The sequence below is a fragment of the Candidatus Macondimonas diazotrophica genome, assembly GCF_004684205.1.
In the GTDB taxonomy this organism is placed as follows: Bacteria; Pseudomonadota; Gammaproteobacteria; order UBA5335; family UBA5335; genus Macondimonas; species Macondimonas diazotrophica.
In genome coordinates, this window is record NZ_SRIO01000001.1 from 279680 (window position 1) to 299180 (window position 19501).

18 protein-coding genes and 1 pseudogene are annotated in these 19501 nt (G+C 66.0%); 8 read left to right on the forward strand and 11 right to left on the reverse strand.

Features of this window, described 5'->3' with window-relative positions:
- Positions 1-274 precede the first annotated feature (274 nt).
- From E4680_RS01370 to E4680_RS14270, 5 genes and pseudogenes are all read right to left on the reverse strand, one after another.
- Positions 275-1084 (reverse strand): transglutaminase-like domain-containing protein, encoded by an 810-nt coding sequence (locus E4680_RS01370; RefSeq protein WP_135280571.1) that lies wholly within the window; start codon positions 1082-1084, stop codon positions 275-277.
- A 102-nt stretch (positions 1085-1186) separates the two neighbouring features.
- Positions 1187-1966, reverse strand: coding sequence for an N-formylglutamate amidohydrolase (locus E4680_RS01375; RefSeq protein WP_135280572.1), 780 nt, complete (start codon positions 1964-1966; stop codon positions 1187-1189).
- A gap of 307 nt (positions 1967-2273) precedes the next feature.
- On the reverse strand, positions 2274-3092 hold the full coding sequence (locus E4680_RS01380) for a phosphatase PAP2 family protein (protein WP_205688696.1): 819 nt from the start codon (positions 3090-3092) through the stop codon (positions 2274-2276).
- A gap of 77 nt (positions 3093-3169) precedes the next feature.
- Positions 3170-3442: pseudogene (locus tag E4680_RS01385) on the reverse strand (P-loop nucleotide/nucleoside kinase family protein); the annotation flags it as partial.
- Between the two features lie 27 nt (positions 3443-3469).
- Positions 3470-3772, reverse strand: a complete 303-nt coding sequence (locus E4680_RS14270; protein WP_135280574.1) for a hypothetical protein — start codon at positions 3770-3772, stop codon at positions 3470-3472.
- Positions 3773-4029: 257 nt separating this feature from the next.
- Between E4680_RS14270 and E4680_RS01395 the strand changes: the two genes are divergently transcribed.
- The 4 genes from E4680_RS01395 to waaF are packed head-to-tail and all read left to right on the forward strand — an operon-like array spanning position 4030 to position 7272.
- On the forward strand, positions 4030-4251 hold the full coding sequence (locus tag E4680_RS01395) for a zinc-finger domain-containing protein (protein WP_135280575.1): 222 nt from the start codon (positions 4030-4032) through the stop codon (positions 4249-4251).
- A gap of 15 nt (positions 4252-4266) precedes the next feature.
- Complete coding sequence (locus E4680_RS01400; protein WP_135280576.1) at positions 4267-5310, forward strand: glycosyltransferase; 1044 nt, start codon at positions 4267-4269, stop codon at positions 5308-5310.
- Positions 5307-6251: an ADP-glyceromanno-heptose 6-epimerase gene (gene rfaD, locus E4680_RS01405; protein WP_135280577.1), complete on the forward strand. Its 945-nt coding sequence runs from the start codon at positions 5307-5309 to the stop codon at positions 6249-6251. The genes E4680_RS01400 and rfaD overlap by 4 nt, the downstream gene beginning before the upstream one ends.
- Positions 6244-7272 (forward strand): lipopolysaccharide heptosyltransferase II, encoded by a 1029-nt coding sequence (gene waaF, locus E4680_RS01410; RefSeq protein WP_135280578.1) that lies wholly within the window; start codon positions 6244-6246, stop codon positions 7270-7272. The genes rfaD and waaF overlap by 8 nt, the downstream gene beginning before the upstream one ends.
- 22 nt (positions 7273-7294) lie before the next feature.
- On the opposite strand, the gene E4680_RS01415 is transcribed toward waaF, so the two are convergent.
- The 6 genes from E4680_RS01415 to E4680_RS01440 form a co-directional block, all read right to left on the reverse strand.
- A complete protein-coding gene (locus E4680_RS01415) occupies positions 7295-7999 on the reverse strand; it encodes an endonuclease/exonuclease/phosphatase family protein (protein WP_135280579.1) in 705 nt (234 codons plus the stop codon).
- Positions 8000-8003: 4 nt separating this feature from the next.
- Positions 8004-10175: a VTT domain-containing protein gene (locus tag E4680_RS01420; protein WP_135280580.1), complete on the reverse strand. Its 2172-nt coding sequence runs from the start codon at positions 10173-10175 to the stop codon at positions 8004-8006.
- Between the two features lie 105 nt (positions 10176-10280).
- Complete coding sequence (locus E4680_RS01425) at positions 10281-11468, reverse strand: NnrS family protein (RefSeq protein WP_205688697.1); 1188 nt, start codon at positions 11466-11468, stop codon at positions 10281-10283.
- 148 nt (positions 11469-11616) lie between these two features.
- Entirely contained in the window at positions 11617-11976 is a 360-nt protein-coding gene (locus E4680_RS01430; protein ID WP_135280581.1) for a VOC family protein, read from the reverse strand.
- A gap of 82 nt (positions 11977-12058) precedes the next feature.
- Positions 12059-12454, reverse strand: a complete 396-nt coding sequence (locus tag E4680_RS01435; protein ID WP_135280582.1) for a tautomerase family protein — start codon at positions 12452-12454, stop codon at positions 12059-12061.
- A gap of 124 nt (positions 12455-12578) precedes the next feature.
- The gene (locus E4680_RS01440; protein ID WP_135280583.1) at positions 12579-14141 is read right to left on the reverse strand and encodes a helicase HerA-like domain-containing protein; all 1563 of its coding nucleotides are present in this window, start codon (positions 14139-14141) and stop codon (positions 12579-12581) included.
- A 316-nt stretch (positions 14142-14457) separates the two neighbouring features.
- Here E4680_RS01440 and E4680_RS01445 point away from each other — a divergent pair, with 316 nt between their 5' ends.
- The 4 genes from E4680_RS01445 to E4680_RS01460 are packed head-to-tail and all read left to right on the forward strand — an operon-like array spanning position 14458 to position 19501.
- Positions 14458-15114, forward strand: coding sequence for a DUF5752 family protein (locus tag E4680_RS01445; protein ID WP_135280584.1), 657 nt, complete (start codon positions 14458-14460; stop codon positions 15112-15114).
- Complete coding sequence (locus tag E4680_RS01450; RefSeq protein ID WP_135280585.1) at positions 15111-16352, forward strand: glycosyltransferase; 1242 nt, start codon at positions 15111-15113, stop codon at positions 16350-16352. The genes E4680_RS01445 and E4680_RS01450 overlap by 4 nt, the downstream gene beginning before the upstream one ends.
- A 45-nt stretch (positions 16353-16397) precedes the next feature.
- On the forward strand, positions 16398-17567 hold the full coding sequence (locus tag E4680_RS01455) for an efflux RND transporter periplasmic adaptor subunit (RefSeq protein WP_205688698.1): 1170 nt from the start codon (positions 16398-16400) through the stop codon (positions 17565-17567).
- Positions 17568-17605: 38 nt separating this feature from the next.
- Entirely contained in the window at positions 17606-19501 is a 1896-nt protein-coding gene (locus tag E4680_RS01460) for a MacB family efflux pump subunit (protein WP_240696066.1), read from the forward strand.

Below are 19501 nucleotides of genomic sequence, written 5' to 3' on the forward strand. Positions count from 1 at the left end.
CGTGCCCCTTTACGCCGTACGGAACGAATCATGCTGCGCGCACCGCTTTACGGTTGATGCGCGCATTGCCGCGAGCACGACGCCAGAGCCCAGGCTATGGCGCATGGCGCGGTCAACACGCGTCGCCTGTGATCGGCGCGGGCCGCAGACCTCGACCACGCTAGGCAGCCGGAACGGCGCCCAGCGACGATTCCGACCAGGCGGTGAAGCGCTTTCGCCCCATTCGGGCACTGCCATCTCGTCAAGGTCGACCCGGTTCAGTTGCGCGATGCCTTTAGGCCAGGACCTCGTCCGTCCAGACCTTGAAGCTCTCCAGCGTATGCGAACCATAGGTCGTCGTAATCGCGACATCGGCAGCATCGCGGCCGCGGGCAATCAACACCCGTCCAACGCGCGGCTGATTGTTGCGCGGGTCGAAGCTGTGCCAGGCGCCGCCCAGGAAGACTTCCATCGAGGCGGCGAAATCCATCGGCGCGTCCACCGGCGGCACGCCAATATCACCCAGATAGCTGGTGCAATAGCGTGCCGGAATGTTGAGGCTGCGACAGAAGGCGATGGCGAGGTGGGCGTAATCGCGGCATACGCCGCAGCGCTCGGTGAAAACTTCCCAGGCGCTTTTCGTGGACCGGGCGTGCTCGTAGCCAAACACGATGTGGTTATGGACAAAGTTGCAGATCGCCTGCACGCGCGGCCATCCCGGCGGTGTCCAAGCAAAGAGTTTCCAGGCGGTCTCGGACAGCAGGTCGGATTCGCAATAGCGGCTCGGCAGCAGATAGACCAGGGTTTCTTCCGGCAGGCATTCCACCGGATGCTGCACCGCCATCGGAAACACGGGTTCGAGCGTGCCGCGATCATTGACGAGGGTATCGGCGTGCAACCGGATGCGCCCGGCCGGCGCCGTAAGGCGCGTGCACCAGTTGCCGAAGCCGTCGCGATACATGTTCATCGGCACCCAGGGATCGGTACACATCTGGTCGGGGTGCACGAGATCGGAGGCGCGTGTGTAGTGCACGTTGAGCGTGATGATCATGGGTGTCGGTTGCGGACAACGGTAGACGATGTCGTAGCCCAGGCGAATCTGCATGGCGTACCCTCGGGCGCTCGCGCGCCGATGCTCGCGGAGACCCGAACGGCGAATCTGGAGCCGGAGCGGCGGCGCCGTCGGGTGGGGGTCTTGAGCGTGCGATCAGGCAATCAGTGTACGCTCAATCCGGCCCAGCAGGCGGGTCAGGCGCTGCGTCCATGCCCTCTGTCCTGCGGCATCGGCGATCAGGTCCTGCCGAATCTCCAGCTCGACATGCGCCAGCCCGCGCGCCTCGCCATGATGCGGAATCGCATAGTCCGTCTCATCACCGACGGCATAGGGCTCATTGTCGCCCACCACCAGATCGCCTTCGGCCATCAAGACCTGGGCCAGCGCATGCGCCAGACGGGCATCGCGGTTGTAGAGCACGCCGACCTGCCAGGGCCGTGCAACGCCGAGATACACCGGCGTGAAGCTGTGCAGGGCGATGATCAGCGTGGGCTGTCCCCGCTGCAGACGCTCGTCCAGCAACGCGCGAATGCAGGCGTGGTAGGGCGCGAAGATCTCCCGCTCGCGCGCCGTCGCCTCGGCGGGTGACACCGCCTGATTGCCGGGAATCGTCGTGTGCTCGCTGAGGCTGACGATGGCATCGACACTGTGCGGAGGCCGGTTACAGTCGATCACCAGCCGGGAATAGGGCTGGAGGACCACCGTCGCGTTCAGCGCCGCGCCAAGTCCGCGGGCGACGGCAGCAGCGCCGATGTCCCAGGCGATGTGGCTGGCAAGCGCCGTCTGATCCAGACCCAGCGTGCCCAGCCGCCTGGGGATCCGCGTGCCCGCATGATCGCAAATCAAAAACCAAGGGGACGGGCCTGCCGCCCGCTCGACCTCCCACGGGGGTAGCTCGTCGACTGCGAGGAGCGAAGGAGTCGGCACGCTCATAGAAGCAAACAGATCATGCAATGCCTCCAGCGGGCAGCAATGGGCCCCAGACTCACGGCGGGGGGCGGGTCACGATCCGAGCGCCTGTCGCCCCACGGACGACTCCCAATTCCAGGCATCACAGACCTCAGAATCACGGCAACCCGCGGGGAACGCGCTCGGGGCGCGCCTCATTCATCAAATCCGGCGAGAAATGCCGGCTGATGAACGGCCAGTCGCGCCATCCCGGGCCTTGAAGGATACGCCGTTGCCCGCTCTGTTCACTGCACCTCCACTCCCCGCCTGCCGGTATCAGACACGAGAGAACTCACTTTCGTTGAACCCCGCGGGCGATAAGCCAGCACAACGCAGCCCACGCAGCGCCCACCGCCCAACCCGCCAATACGTCGGTGGGCCAGTGGACACCGAGGTAAATCCGGCTTACCCCCACCACCACGGTGACACAAACGGCCACCAGCAGCAGATATGCCTTTATGTGCCAACGCCGTTCGATCCGGCTCAGCATGGCAGCGAGGGTGAGGTAGGTGATGGCTGCCATCATGGCATGGCCGCTGGGGAAGCTGGCCGTATACACGACCGCTTCGTGAGGAACCAGATCCGGCCGGGGGCGACCGAAGCCCAGTTTGAGAAGATTGGTGAGCAGCATCCCTCCGCCTACGGCCACGGCAGTGAAGCCGGCCGCCCGCGCGCGACGGGCGAGCAACAGATAGACAAGCGCACCGACCGTCACCAGGGCCAGCACACCCACACTCCCCAGTGCGGTCAGGTCGCGCGCCACTTCCTCCAGCCATGGCGGGCCCAGTGGATCGCGGGGGTCGGTGGGGTTGCGCAGGGCGAGCAGCAGCGCCTCATCCAGCGCGTGAGTCTCCTGCACCATCACGGCTTCGGCAATCGCCATGAAGCCCCAGAGTCCGCCGAACAGCGCGGTCATCCAGAGGAGCAGGGACACTTCATGGCGGCCGAGTCCGCGCAGCGCTTGAAAGATGCGAACGGCCAGGCTGCCGGCGCGGTGGGGGGTGATCAGGGTCGGGCTCCTTCGATTGCAAACGCGCTTTTGGTGTCCGCATCCTACGGGAAACGGAGCCGCTTCAGCAGCGCGCCGGATCAGCCCGGGCAAGGCATCCATCAGCCCGAAACACGATCCCGCAACTGCTGGAGCAGGCCCGGCGTCCACGGACAGCGTTTGCTGGCGTTCGATGGGCGTCAGCGATTCGGTCGGGCGAGCTGCGCTTCCAGTATGGCGACATTGGCATCGGAAACGTCCGCCTGACGCTGGGCCAGACGCGTTCGCAGGATTTGCGGATCGACCGCCAGCGAGAGGATGAGCCCCGGCGCTTCCCGAGCCGTCGCAATGGCGAGAAAACGCTCGCGCAAGCTGCGCTTCAGAAAGGTCGCGTCCACAATCACCGGAAAACCCGCCGCCAGAATGCGGGCCGAGAAGGCTTCCAGGCGGCTGAAGGTCTGTTCGCTGGCCTCGGGGCCATACCGGCGGCGGGCGCGGCGTCATCTTTCAGGGCGATCGCGAATCGATCCGCGGATCGTCCGGCGTGCCGGTAATCGACACTCCGCCACGGTATAGCACCGGCGCGAAGCGGCGTTGAGGCGAAGCTCCTCCTCGCAGAAATGTCGCCGCCGCTCCAGGGTGGAGAAATCCAGGAACCCAAAATCCGCCGGCTTCTTGATCTTATAGCCCCGCTCGGCGGTAAGCAGGACCCGCCAGATGTGGGTCTCGACCAGCGTCACCGCCGCGACCGTTGCGGGTAGCGATGGGTTTCGCACCAGCGCGACCCAGTCAGGGCAGGACATTGGGGTCCGGCCCGGTGTCTTCCCTGTAACGAGCCCATGGGCGTGGAGGCGACTTGTCGAAACCTTCGCGCGGCGGCGGGAAAATCACAAGCGCTGGCTCATTTCCTTGGCGACATCGGTGAGCGCCTTGAAGGCCACAGGGTGAGGAAACGGACACGCCGCTGCGAAAGGCGCTGTACCCGCGGTTGATGCATCCGCCCCTGTGGGGCAAGATGCTGCGCTTAAGGCTTTCCCACCTTGATGATGGAGAACGATGCATGGCGCATGGTGAGGTCAATGTGCAGCCGCCCCAGAACGGGACCAATACCCCGGCAGCCGAACGAACCTACGCAGTGCACCGGGTTGACCTGCCAACCTATTGCCCGGTTCCCGGCAGCAGTCTGTGGAACGGTCACCCGCGCGTCTACATCCCGCTGAAAGAGACCGGCGACGAGGCGCGCTGTATCTACTGCGGAGCCCGCTTCCGGCTGGTCGATTGACGCACCGGGCCGGCCTTGCGCATCGTTCATGTCAATCTGGCCCGTGGCTATCGTGGCGGCGAGCGTCAAACCGAATTGCTGATCCGCGAGCTCGCTCGGACCGGATGTGCGCAAGCGCTGTGGGGACGGGCGGGTGAACCCCTGCTGAATCGCCTTCAGGACATCCCGCACTTGGAGCGGGTAGCATTGCGACCACCTTACCTCGGTGCGTTCGCCGCCAGCCAGCCGGGCGATATCCTGCATGCCCATGAGGGCAAGGCGACCCATGTCGCCCACATCGTGCACCGCCTGCAGCGGCGGCCATATGTGATCACGCGCCGCGTTCCCAACCGGCCCAAGGATGGCCGCTGGACCCGAAGGGTCTACCGAACCGCCGCGCGCGTCGTCGCCATTTCGGGCGCGGTGGACGCCGCGCTGCGCGCCTGGGAGCCGCGTCTCGCCCCCGAACGCATCGCCTCGGTGGCCAGCCGGCAATCCCCCGATTCCCGACAGGTGGCTGCGCTGCGCGCACGATACACCGGTCCGTTGCGCATCGGACAGGTCGGCGCACTGGTCGATCACCACAAGGGCCAGCGGGTCCTTCTGGACGCCCTGCGCCAGAAGCCGGCGCTGGCCGATTATCCGGTGCTTCTGATCGGTTCCGGCGAGGATGAAACCGCCTTGCGCCATGAAGCGGCGGATCTGGCGCAGGTCGTCTTCACCGGTTTCGTGGAGAATGTTGCCGATTACCTGGCCGCGCTCGATGTCTTCGTCTTTCCGTCGCGCGAGGAAGGCCTGGGCTCGACACTCATCGATGCCATGGTCCAAGGCCTGCCCATCGTTGCCAGCCGGGTGGGCGGAATCCCGGAGCTGATCGAGCATGAGCGGACGGGACTGCTGGTGCCACCCGGCGACGCGGCGGCACTGGCTGCAGCGCTGGCGCGCCTCACCGGCGATCCCGACCTGCGCCGGCGGCTCGGGAGTGCGGCCCAGGCGGCAGCCGCCGCCTACACGCCCGAGGCGATGGCCGCCGCTTACCTCGATCTCTATCACGACATTGCGCAGGAGCACACAGCATGATCATTGTCACCGGCGGGGCCGGGTTCATCGGCAGCAATCTGGTGCGCGCCCTGAACGATCGTGGCCACACCGATATCTGGGTGGTCGACGATCTGACCGACGGCACCAAATTTCGCAATCTGGCTGATTGCACCCTGGCCGACTATCTCGATCGAGACGAGCTGTTCGCCCGTCTCGATGGCCCCGGCCTGCCTCCGATCGAGGTGGTGTTTCACCAGGGCGCCTGTTCGGCCACCACCGAGTGGGACGGCCGCTACCTGATGCGCAACAACTACGCCTACTCGCGCGACCTGCTGACCTGGTGTCTGGAGCGGCGTGTCCCGCTCATCTATGCCTCCTCGGCGGCTGTCTATGGCGGCGGACGTGTATTCCGCGAGGATCGCGCCTGTGAGGCACCGCTCAACGCCTATGGCTACTCCAAGCTGATCTTCGATCAGGTGGTGCGTCGCGTCCTGCCGCGGGCGGCCTCGCAGGTGGTGGGGCTGCGCTATTTCAACGTCTACGGCCCGCGCGAGCAGCACAAGGGCGCCATGGCCAGCGTCGCCTGGCATGCCCGCAACCAGCTGCGCGATTCGGGCACCATCGCCCTGTTCGAAGGCAGCGACGGCTTTGGTGCCGGCGAACAGCGGCGTGATTTCATCCACGTCGACGACGTGGTCGCGGTCAACCTGTGGTTCTGGGACCATGCCGACCGCAGCGGCATCTTCAATGTCGGCACCGGCCGCGCCCAGACCTTCAACGAGCTGACCCAGCCCATCGTCCAGCATGCCGGCCGCGGCGAGATCCGCTACATCCCGTTCCCCGACCATCTGCGCGGACGCTACCAGAGCTTCACCGAAGCGGACATCGGGGCACTGCGCGCGGCCGGCTACGATCAGCCGTTCCTCGACGTCGCCACCGGGGTCAGTCGTTACATGGCTTGGCTCGACACCCATGGCTGAACCGGCACCGATCCTCGTGGTCGGGCCGGCCTGGGTCGGCGACATGGTCATGGCCCAGAGCCTGTTCATAACCCTGAAAACCCGCCATCCGGACCGGGCCATCGACGTCCTGGCGCCGGGGTGGTCGTTGCCGCTCATCGCCCGCATGCCCGAGGTGCGCGCCGGGATCGAAATGCCACTGGGTCACGGCGAGTTCGATCTCGGCCTGCGCCGCCGGCTGGGCCACGCGCTGCGTGGCACCGGCTATGGCCAGGCCATCGTGCTGCCCCGCTCCTTCAAATCGGCCCTGACGCCGTTTTTCGCCCGCATCCCGCGGCGCACCGGCTATCGCGGCGAGCTGCGCTACGGCCTGCTCAACGATATCCGGCCGCTCGATGCGCAGCAGCTTCCGCGCACGGTGGACCGATTCGTCGCCTTGGGCTGTACCCGCGAGGCAGCCTTGCCGCCGCCGATTCCGTTTCCCCGACTGCACCGCGATCCGGCCCGCCAGGAGACGCTGGTTGCGACGCTCGGCCTCGGCGAGGATCTGGCCCATCCCTGCATCGCTCTGATGCCCGGCGCCGAATACGGTCCGGCCAAGCAATGGCCGGCCTTCGGCGAGCTGGCTGCGCAGCTCATCGCGGCGGGCCGGCGGGTGTGGATCTTCGGCTCGCACAAGGAAAAGGTCCTCGGTGACGCCATCGCCGGACAGGCCGGCACCGGCGCGCGCAACCTGTGCGGACACACCGCCCTGGCCGACGCGGTCGATCTCATCGGGCTGTGCCGGGCCGCGGTGAGCAATGATTCCGGGCTGATGCATGTCGCCGCGGCAGCCGGCGTGCCGCTGGTGGCCCTCTACGGCTCCTCGACACCGGACTACACCCCACCGCTCACCCAACAGGCCGAGATCCTGTGGCGACGTCTGCCCTGCAGTCCCTGCTTCGAGCGCACCTGCCCTTTAGGTCACACCGATTGCCTCAAGGGAATTCCGGCCGCTTCCGTGCTGGACGCGCTCGACCGGCTGCCACATACGCCTGTCTGAGCCGAGCCCTCCATGCGGCGCATCAGATGTGCACCTCGCCGATCACCGGCAGATGATCGGACGCGCGCCGCGCGCGGGAGGTGCGCAGCGTTCGGACTCCGGTCAAGCGGGCCGGCGGTGAAACCCAGATCCGATCCAGCCGGAACAACGGATACCGCGACGGAAAGGTGGCCGGCGTTGCACCCCGGCTGCCGAAATGACGATGCAGCCAGCGCAAGGGCCGCCCCCACAGGAACCACTCATTGAAGTCCCCCAGCAGGATGCTGGCATCCACCTCGCCGGTGCCGGTCTGCAGCACGCCGAGCAGGGTGCGGACCTGCTCGCGACGCTCGGCCGGACTGAGTCCCAGATGGGTGGCCATGACTTCCAGCCGGCAACCTGGATACCCCAGCACCGCGCGAATCGCGCTGCGGGCTTCGAACCCGCCCACACTCAGGTCGATCAAGTGATAGTCGAGCACGGGCAGCCGCGTAATGAGTGCATTGCCGTACTGTCCCTGTTCGCGCAGCAGGGTCGGACCGGAGATGACCTGCCAGTCCGGACTTTGCCGATAGCACCCCAGCACGTCATCCCCATGGTGATCGGTTTCCACCTCCTGCAAGGCCAGAATGTCGGCATCGATCCGATCGATCAGGCGCTGGACACGCGCCGGGTCGAAGCACCCATCGGTCCCCACGCAGCCATGGATGTTGTAGCTCGCCACCCGCAGTGGCACGGATGCGGCCATCGGACTATCGATCCGTCAGATCGCGCGTGCCCCGCACCCGTTTCACCCAGTGATTGAGCCCCCAGCCGACACCCAGCAGCACCAGGGCACTGGCCGCCAGCGTGAGGAGCGTGGCGCCATCGGGATTGCGCAGGCTGGCTCGCAATCGATCGGTGAAGAACGCCAGGGCGGCGATCCCCGGCCCCATGCCGATCACCGTGCCCAGCAGATAATCCCGCCAACGGATCCGGACCGACCCGGCCACCAGGTTGATCACCGCAAAGGGCGCCACGGGCACGATCCGCACCGTCGCTACGGCCATGACCCCATTGCGCGTGATGCGCTGGGCAATGGCCTCGATTCGGTCGTGGGCGATCGGCCAGCGGCCGCGCCCGCCCAACCAGACCCCCAAGGCATAACCCATGCCCGCGCTGAGCAGCGTGCCGGTCAACGCATAGACGAATCCGGTCAGCGAACCAAACACCAGCACAGTGGCGACGATCAGCGCGGTGACGGGCACCATGAGCAGGCTGGCCACCACGAAAATAAGAACCAGCCACAGCGGCGCCAATGGCAGCCGGGCCACCGATTCGACCGCCGCGCGCATCCGTTCGGGCTCGAGCCATTCGCCCAGCGCGGTGAACCGCCATGCCAATCCCAGTGCCACGAGCGCCACGAGCGCCGCGCCGACCGCCAGGCGACGCGGCGTGACCGCGGAGGACGACTGCGGCTCCGCCGCGGCTGGAAACAGCTCCTGCACCAGCGCTTCGGGTTCGATCGGCCGCTCCGGATCACAGATCTCCTGGCGCGTCAGCCAGCCTTCCTCATAGGGCGGCAACTCGGGTTCCAGCGGACGCAGGCTCCGTCCCTCGCCCCGCAGCGCCTCGATCCCATGCCGCAAGCCACCGTGGTGTCGAATGGCGGCGTCCACCAGATCGGGCGTGGTATCGAGGTGCTCGGCCAGGAGCCGGTTGCGCAGCGCCCGGATCCCCGGCTGCGTCGCTGCCTCCTCGGGCGTCATCTCGATCGCCAGATCGCATTCGGTGTCGAGCCCCATAGAGCGGTTGTTGAGATTGGACGAGCCGATGTGGACGAAGCGATCGTCGATGATCATGAGCTTGCTGTGCAGACGGATGGACTGATCCAATCCGAGCCCGGGAATGTCCGCGTAATAGACTCCCAGGCGGTCATGCACATCCGCCTGGCGGATGTTCTGCAAAATGCGGATGCGCATCTGGTCCAGCGACTGCTGCGAGAGCCAGCCGTCGGTGTTGCGCGGCAGGACGATCACGACCTGCGGTCCATCCTGGGCCTGCAGACGCTCGGCCAATACGGCGGCGATGGCATCGACGGTCAGGTACTGGTTCTCGATATAGATGCTTTGCTGCGCCGCAGCGATGCTGTCGAGATAGAGCCGCTCGATCTCGCGGACTTCCGCCTGGGTTTCATATTGCGGACGCGTCCGGCTGATCGCCACCTGGACATCGGTCAACTCCGGCGTGATCCCCTCCAGCCACGGAAAGTCGGCCGGCCGGCCGACCGGCGGCTCATCTACCTCGATGTCTTCGCCGGTGGCCCGCTGCCATCGTTCCCGCGCCAGTTCACCCAGCGCTCCCGCCACAGGCCCGCTCACCATCATCTGAACGTCGTGATGGGGCCTGCCGCCCAATCCATCGGCTGCGCAGCGGCGCGGATCATCCACCCGGTGTGCGGAGGTATCCCAGCGGCCGCGCGCCGGGTCGATCCCGCCGACGAAAGCCAGGCCATCATCGATCACCACGACCTTTTCGTGGTGCGCGGCGCCCAGCGGACAAAAGCCGTCCAGGCGAAAACGGACGCGCTCATGCGTACTCCAATCCAGCTTGTAGCGAATCAGCCGCTCCCGCCCGCGCCCCAACAACAGGGAATAGTCCCAGTTCAGCATGAACACGCGCAGATTGGGCTGCCGCACCGCCAACCCATTGAGCAGATCTCGCAGCGGTGGACAGGATTCCACGCCGTCCTCCGATTCGGCGGGAACCAGGCACAGACTGCTGTAGATATCCCAGCTCAGTAGAAACACCGTCTCGCGGGCCTGCCGCAAGCCGGAATTCAAAGCCGAGAAATAGTCCTGCCCGTCGATCAGGAACGCCACCCGTTCGGCTGCTTCCAGCCGCCAGCAGTTTCGTCCCGGTTCCAAAATACGCTTGAACGTCATGCCGGTTCCTCATTCGCGAGCCGATACCCCCGATCGGAAGTCGAGGGGCGCATGACAGACCATTTCAGACAGCGACGGTTCTGTAAAGTGAGACCGGCAGCGCGCTCACCCCGCCCGGCCATCGAGGCGCGGACGGAACAGCATGGGTGCATAACACCCGATGAACAGCAGGAAACCGGCACACCAGAACCCGGCCGATACGGCCACGGCGAAACGCGGCGCGGGGCCGATCAGGGCCACACGGACGCCGGCGGACAGCGCCACGAACAGAAAGGCAATCGTCATCAGTCCAGGCGGGGAGAGCGGGCGGGCCGTGTGGCCAAGGCTCACGCGCGCCATCATGGCGAGAATCAGACCACCTACACCGCCGATGGTGAAGGCATGCAGCGCCGCGCCCCCATTGGCCAGAAGCCCCGCATGCCAGGCCGTGAGTCCCCCCAGGGCCACCACCAGCCAGAGGTGGCCGAGATGCAGCGACCACAGCAAGGGCACACGCAAGATCCCCGGATGGAACCAGCGTGCAGCGCGCCAGCCATGCACAGCGGTGATCACACCGAACAGCGGCACCCAACGCGGATCGGGGGCCAGCGCGATTCCCTGCGCCGCCAGAATCGCGAGCAGCAGCAGGCTGACGATCGCGCTGCGCGGCAACCACGGCGCTTCGGACACCGGCGCCGCAAGTCCCAACCCGTTTGCGGTAAACGCGGGAATGATACGCCCGCCGATCAGAACGATGACCGCGCCGATGAGCCACAACGCCGCCCAGGCCGCCTGGCGCAGCAAGACGAAGTCCTGTTGGAGCTGGGCAATCGAGGCCATCGCATCGGCCATGGCGAGCAAGACCAGCAACCCAACCAGGGGGTAGTTGCGACGCTGGTGAACACGCCTGAGCTGCCACGCCACCCGAACCGCCACCGCCGGCAGGAACAACAGCTCCGCCGCCATCGCCCAGGCCACCGGAATGGCCGGCCACAACCAAGCGATGCGTGCCGCGACCCACAGGCCGAACAGGCCCATGAGCGGCGCGCCGCGCAGACCGGGCGACCCGGTCCAGTTCTGTACCGCCGTCAGAACGAACCCGGCGATCACCGCACACGCAAAGCCGAAGGGCATCTCGCGCAGATGCCACGCCAACCAGCCCCCACGCGGCGCGAAATCGCCCAGCCAATCGAGATAAGCCGCCGCCCACAGCGCCGCCCCCAACGCGGCAAACGCCGCCGCGCCAAGGAAAAAAGGCCGAAAACCCAGCGCGAACAATGGAATCGCCGCGGATCGATCGGAATCTTGCATCATTTCAGGTCTGCCTCCTCGCGCGCCATTCGGCCCATTGTGCGACCGGGCACCGGCAGCTGAACTGATCCGGAACAGCAATCGGGTTGCGCGGACGCGGCGCGTTGGCCGCCCGACCGGCGGCGCCAACCCACCCGTTCTCGAGCCCCCCTCAGCTGCCCGTGTCGGACCAGACGCCGAATTCGTTTCCGCTGGGCTCGGCAAAGTGGAAACGCCGGCCACCGGGAAACACGAACACGGGCTTGGTGATCCGGCCGCCACAAGACCGGACCTTGGCCAGCGTCTCTTCGAGGTGCGCACTGTAGAACACCAGCAAGGCGCCACCATCCTCGACGGTCGACTTCAATGCGCCGCGGTAGAATCCGCCATCGATGCCCTGATCCGAAAAGGCCGCGTAATCGGGCCCGTAATCCACGAAAGACCAGCCGAATGCCGCCTCGAAGAACGCTTTGGTCTTCAACAGATCATGGGCGCAAAACTCGACATAGTTCAGCTTTTCGTGCGCGTTCATCCGCCTGCCTCCTTGAATCGGGACCCTGGAAAAAGCGGTGCGCGCCGATCGGCTTTCACCGCCCCCTGTTGCGCTGAACCGCTTACACGTCCACCTTGAAGCCCAAATCGACATCGCAGCCAGCCTGGCCGCCGCGTATTCCCCAGTTCTCGCGCGGAATTTCGCGGAGCAGGATTTTAACGTGGTCCCTGGGAATGCCCAGCGGCGCCAGGCCATCGACGATCGTCCGATAAAGTGCGCGCTTGGCATCGAGCGAGCGACCGGCGAAGGCATCGATGCTGATGTGCGTATAGCGCTCGGGATAGTTCCGACCGGGCGGACAGGCAAAGCGATGAGGCGCATGGACCATCAGCCGAACGTTCCGGTCGGTCGTCTTGATCTGAAACGCTTCGCACAGCGCGGTGTGAACGGCCGCCATCAAGGCAATCTCCTGATCCGGGGTGTACTGCTTTCGGACCTCGATCAGCACGCTGGGCATGCGGGTTCCCTCCGATCCGCCGGGCTGAGCCGGACGCACATTGGGGTGACGGGCCGTTCGGCCCAGGCCGGATCTGGGGCGCAGCGCCGGACATCGGCCAGCGCGCCTTGCTCCCGCAGTCGCGTCAAAACCAACCTGTCTTTCGCCGCCGCCGGGAAACGCGACTCAACCCCAGCGCACCCAGAAGGCCCCGGGTCAGCTCGCGTGCCACTGTGCGGCCAATCTGTCGCGTCGTCGTGCTGTTGAGCACGCGATCGAGCATGCCGGCTTCGGCCTTACCGCGGGCGCGGGGCCGCACCGCTTCCTGGGGTTCGGCTTCGGGGCGCTGCTGAACTGCCTGGATTTTCTCCGTCAGGATTTCGTAGGCGCTTTCCCGGTCGATGGATTGATTGTATTCCGCTGCCAGCGCCGAGCGCGCCACGAGCTGCTCGATCTCCACCGGCGTCAGGATGTCCATGCGCGACTCGGGCGCTCGCATGAGCGTGTGCACCAAGGGCGTGGGAATGCCCTTTTCGTTCAACACGCTGACCAGAGCTTCGCCGATGCCCAAGGCGGTCAGCAGCGTTTCGGTCTCATACCATCGGGTGATCGGGTAGTTTTCCGCGGCAAGCTTGATGGCCTTGCGGTCCCGGGCGGTAAAGGCCCGGAGCGCATGCTGCACCTTCAAGCCGAGCTGGGACAGCACACTCTCGGGCAGATCCGCAGGATTCTGGGTAATGAAAAACAGACCCACGCCCTTGGAACGGATCAGCTTGATGATGGCATCGAGTTGCTGCATCAGCGCCGGGCTGGCCTCCTGGAAGACCAGATGCGCCTCGTCGACGAAAATGCACAGCTTGGGCTGCGCCAGGTCGCCAGCTTCGGGAAACGCCGCATAGATTTCGGCCAGCATCTGCAACATGAAGGTACTGAAGAGCTTCGGACGGTCCTGGATGTCGGTCAGGCGCACCACGCTCACGACGCCGCGCCCGTTCTCGTCGATCCGGCAAAGATCCGCGACGTCGAACGACAGCTCGCCAAAGAACGCTTCGGCGCCCTGCTGCTCGAGCTCCACCACCTTGCGCAGTATCGTCGCGGCGGTGGCCGAGCTGAACCGGCCGTACTCCGCTTCGATCTCAGCCTTGCCCTCGTTCCCGAGAAACTGCAGGACTTTCTTGAAGTCCTTGAGATCGAGCAGCGGCAACTGGCGATCGTCACTGTATTTGAACACCATCGCCACGACCCCGCCCTGGGTATCGTTCAGTCCCAGCATGCGGCTGAACAGGACCGGGCCGAATTCGCTGACCGTGGCCCGTAGGCGGACCCCTTTTTCATCGGACAGACTGAGCAGTTCGACCGGATAGCCGGTCGGCTTCCAGTCCACGCCGATCGCTTGACTGCGCTCGTCGATCTTGGGGTGCGGCGTGCCCGGCATGGCGATGCCCGAGAGATCGCCTTTGACGTCCATCAGCAGACTGGGCACGCCCAGGGCGGACAGCTGTTCGGCCAACACCTGCAGGCTCTTGGTCTTGCCGGTGCCGGTGGCGCCCGCGATCAGGCCATGCCGATTGAGCGTACGCAGGGGTACCTTCACCGGCAGATCGCGAACCGCGGCGCCCTCGCGCATGGCGCCGCCCAGCACCAGCGCCGGGCCCTTGAAGTCATAACCCTGGTGAATGTCCGCGTAGAACTCGTCATGTTCGGTCATCGTCGGCCCGGTCTGGTGCTTCGATTCCCGCACAGTACCATCGCGGGCGCCGCAACGTCCGCCCCCTTGGCGGGGCATCACGGATCCAACACGCCGCACCGCCGCGGCCCGATCATGCCGAACCCGCCTGAACGGACCGGCGCCAGCAAGCCCGGTCAGGCCACCGGTCCAGCAATCCTCAGGAAATGTCGCGTCGGGCCGCTGACCGAATCAGTCTGTCCTGTGACTGGTATACCGTGAGCGGAGCTGAACTTTCGACCACCCGCGCCGGTCACACCGCCAGCAGCCGTTCCGCCCGCCATGCCATCAGCGAGCCATGCCTGAACAACGCAACGCATTCATCGTGAAAGATTGCGCCCTGGTCGTCCTCGCCACCGGGATCCATGCGCAGAGCCTGCAGGGCCTCTACGAAGGCCTATTGGCAGTCCCCACCGATAGCGTCTACCACCACTTCTGGGGCGGCCTGCTGCGCGCGCGCTTCGACGACCCGGAGTTCAACAACGATTTCGCCGCCTGGGTCCGTCATGCCCTGCACGACCTGCCGCTGGCCGAGCGTCTGGCGGTCATCGATCCGGCGGACTTCGTGGATACCGAAGCGCTGCGCCAAGAGGTGCTCGAGGTGGTCGAGCAGCGTCTCGACGAAATCAGCGGGCCGCTATGGGCTCCGCGCGATCAACGCTTTCACTTCATGCGCGGCCAGCTGGTCGTCTTCGATACCGGCTTACGGCTCTCGGAACCCCATGAGCTCGTCGAGCTCCTGCCCAAACTGTCGCTCGGCAGCATGTACTACCACGTCATCGATGCGCGCAGCCGACCCACGCAGGGCGTCGATGATTTCCGCACCTGGATCGACGGTCACGCCGGTCTGGGTGAAGAACTCAGTCAGATCGACCCGTACTTCACCTCCCTGCAAGATCTGCGCGATCAGTATGCGCGCGTGGTCTCCGCCTACTTCACGATGGACGCCCGATGAATTCCCTGCTCACCGCCTATGCCGAAGTTGCCGGCAGCGATGTCGTGCAGCATCTGATCCAGTTGGCCGCGCCGCTTCGCGGGATGAAGATCGTGCACGTCAATTCCACGCGCGCCGGCGGTGGGGTTGCCGAAATCCTTCACAAGCTCGTCCCGCTGATGGAAGCGCTCGGAATCGACACCCGCTGGGAAGTGATTACCGGCGAGGAGTCGTTCTACCAATGCACCAAGGCCATCCACAACGCCATGCAGGGCAATCCGGCACCCGTGCCCGAGACCCTGATGCGCGCCTTCGAGGACACCACGGCGCGCAATGCCGAGATGTTGGGCCCAGTGCTGCGCGAGGCGGATGTGGTCTTCATCCACGATCCGCAGCCGGTCGGCCTGCTGCGCCATCTGCCCGATCGTCGTGGCAAATGGATCTGGCGCTGTCATATCGATGCCAGCCATCCGCAGCGCGCCGTATGGCGCTTCCTGCGCGGCTATGTCGCCGACCACGATGCCAGCGTTTTTTCCCTGGCTGATTTCGCCCAGCGCCTGCCGCACCCGATCTACCTGATTCCCCCCAGCATCGATCCATTGAGCGAAAAGAACATCGACCTGCCGGCCGAGCGCGCCGAAGCGATCTGCGCGCAGCAGGGCATCGATTCGGGACGTCCGCTCATGCTGCAGGTCTCGCGCTACGACCGCTTCAAGGATCCGCTCGGCGTCATCGCGGCCTACCGCCTGGCCAAGACCTTCATGCCCCGCCTGCAACTGGCCTTGGCAGGGGGCGCTGCGGACGACGACCCAGAAGGTGAGGCCGTCCTGGCCGATGTGCGCGCCGCGGCCGGGGGCGATGACGACATCAAGGTCTTGCTGCTTCCGCCCGATGCCCATACCACCATCAACGCCCTGCAGCGCTCGGCGCAGTTCGTGCTGCAGAAATCGTTGCGCGAAGGGTTCGGACTGACCGTGACCGAAGGGATGTGGAAGAGCAAGCCGGTGATCGGCGGCAACACCGGCGGCATTCGCCTGCAAGTCATCAACCACCACACCGGATTTCTGGTCAGTACGCCCGAAGGGGCCGCCCTGCGCGTACGCTATCTGCATCAGCACCCGGCGCTTTGCGCCGAGATGGGCGGCAAGGCCCGCGAATTCGTCCGGCAGAACTTCCTGATTACCCGTCAGTTGCGCGACTATCTGACCCTGATCCACGCGCTGATGGACGGCCGCAAGGACCGCATCGAGCTGGTCTGAGCCGGCATGGGGCCGATCTGAATCGAATCGAAGGTTGTCATTGTGATGCGAACCGCGCCGCGCCGACTCGCCGCCCTGTTGCTGGTGCTGCTCATCTTGGCCGGCATGGGATACGCCGTCCATCTGTGGCGCCGCGAAGCGCCCGCCGACCCGGTCCTGGTGCCCGTGGAACGCGCCGATCTGGTCGAACTCATCACCGCACAGGGCAAGCTGGAGCCCAAGGAATACGTCGATGTCGGCGCGCAGGTTTCCGGGCAGCTGCGCGACCTGCATGTGGAGATCGGCGACCGGGTCCGTCGCGGCCAGCTCATCGCTGAGATCGACCCGCGCATCTATGCCGCCCGGGTCGAGGCCGACCGCGCACGGCTGGCTTCGCTCGAGGCCCAGCTCGCCGAGCAACAGGCCCAGATCGTCTACGCGCGACAGGTACGCGACCGCAATCGCCAATTGATCAGCAAGAACGCCGTGAGCCGCGAAGCACTGGAGGAGAGCGAATCCACCCTGCGCGTCGCCGAAGCGCGGGCTGCCTCACTCAAGGCGCAGATCGAGGAGGCTCGCTCGACCCTGGCCGGTGACGAAGCGAATCTCGGCTACACCAAGATCTATGCGCCGATGGACGGAACGGTGGCGAGCCAGACCGCGCGCGAAGGCCAGACGCTCAACGCCAACCAGACCGCGCCGGTCATCCTGCAGATCGCCGACCTGGGCACCATGACGGTTCGGGCCCAGGTGGCCGAGGCCGACGTACCGCGCGTGCAACCCGGCATGGACGTTTCGTTCACCACGCTGGGATCGCTGAACCGGCGCTGGCAGGCGGTCGTGCGCCAGATCCTGCCCACACCGGAAGTCATCAACGATGTGGTGCTCTACAACGTGCTGGCCGATGTGGACAATCGCGATGGCGAGCTTATGAACGGGATGAGTACGCAGATGTTCTTCCACGTGGCCAGCGCCGAGGATGTGCCGGTGATACCCGCCGCGGCGCTCGGGCGGCGCCTGCCGGCGCAGGACAGCGATCGGGGCGAAGCCTATGAGGTGATGCGCCAGATCGATGATCGGCTGGAACGGACCGTGGTCCACATCGGATTGATGACCCGCACCCAGGCCGAGGTTCGCGACGGTCTCACCCCCGGGGATTCGGTGGCGCTGACCGCGCAGGTCACGCCGGGCGTCGCGGGGGGGACGCGTGGTATGGCGGCCGGGGCGGTGCATTGACGATGGCCGGCCCGCCACTGCTGGAATTGCGCGACATCGTGCGCCGCTTCAAGGCGGGAGACACTGAAGTCCGCGCGCTCGACGCGGTCTCGCTCTCGATCTGGCCCGGCGAGTTCGTCGCCATCATGGGGCCCTCGGGGTCGGGCAAGAGCACGCTCATGAACGTGATCGGCTGCCTCGACCGGCCCGACGACGGCGATTACCGGATTCTCGGCCGGTCGGTGGCTGGCCTGTCCGCCGACGAACTGGCCGGTCTGCGCCGACAGACCTTCGGTTTCGTGTTCCAGCGCTACAACCTGCTGGCCGGGGCGAGCGCGCTGGAAAACGTCGAAATGCCGGCACTGTACGCCGGTCTGCCGGCCACGGAACGCACCTCCCGGGGCCAGGCGCTGCTGACCCGGCTGGGCATGACCGATCGCGCCGACCACCGGCCCGCCCAATTGTCGGGCGGTCAACAACAGCGGGTGGCCATTGCCCGCGCCCTGATCAACGATCCGCCGGTGATCCTCGCCGACGAACCCACCGGAGCACTGGACAGCAAGAGCAGTGCCGAAGTCATGGATCTGCTCAAGACCCTCCATGCCGAAGGGCGGACCATCGTCGTCATCACCCACGATGCCCAAGTGGCCGCCCATGCCCAGCGCATCGTGCACATCACCGACGGCCGGCTCACCGAAACATCACCGCCAGCGGTGCCGGAGCGGCCCGCGCCGGATCGCCATCCCGTCGACGGTACCGGTCTGGTTCCGGATCTGGGCGAAGCGGTGAAAATGGCCTTGCGCGCACTGCGTACCAATCTTCTGCGCACCTCGCTGACCCTGCTGGGCATCGTGATCGGGGTTGCCTCGGTGGTGGTGATGCTGGCGGTGGGCGAGGGCGGCAAGCAGCAGGTGCTGCAGCAGATCAGCGCCATGGGCACCAATCTGCTGGTGATCCGTCCCGGCGCACCGGGCCTGCGCGGCAGCGGCGATATCGTCACCCTGACGCCTCAGGACGCCGATGCCATTGCCGCGCTGCCCGGCGTCTCACTGGTGGTTCCCGAGCGCAGCGGCCGGCTGACCGCGCGCGTGGGGGCCATCGACTACCTCACCACGGCACAGGGCGTCGGCGCGGATTTGCCGGCGCTGCGCGACTGGCCCGTGGTGCGGGGCAGTTTCTTCACCCGCCGCGACCTGAGCAGCTACGCCCCGGTGGCAGTGCTGGGCCAGACCGTAGCGCGGCTGCTGTTTCCCGGCGGCGACGATCCGGTCGGCCAATTCGTGCTGATCAAGAACGTGCCGTTCGAGATCATCGGCGTCATGGGCGAAAAGGGCGCCTCAACCTGGGGCACTGATCAGGACGATGTGATCTTCGTGCCGATCACCACCGCCCAGGTGCGCCTGTTCGGCCGCAACTACGTCAACGCCGTGACCGTCAAGGTCGCCGAGGTAACCCAGGTGGATGCGGTGCAGGAAGCGATCCGGCAACTGCTCATCACGCGGCATCGCACCGAGGATTTTCGTATCCGCAACATGGCGTCCATCCTGGAGACCGTCAACAGCGCCCAGACCACCCTGACGCTGCTGCTCGGCTCGGTGGCCGCCATTTCGCTGCTGGTCGGCGGCATCGGCGTGATGAACATCATGCTGGTCAGCGTGACCGAGCGCACCCGCGAGATTGGCATCCGCATGGCCACCGGGGCACGTATGCGCGACATCCTGCTGCAGTTCAACACCGAATCGGCAGTGGTCTGCACGGTCGGTGGCGTGGTCGGCCTCGTGCTCGGCCATCTGATCGGCATCGCGCTGCATTTCGCCGGCGTCGAGATCCGTTTCACCATGCCGCCGGCGGTACTGGCCTTCCTGAGCGCGGTGGGGACCGGCCTGCTATTCGGCTACCTGCCCGCGCGCAAGGCGGCCCGCCTCGATCCCGTCGTGGCGCTGGCCTCGGAATGA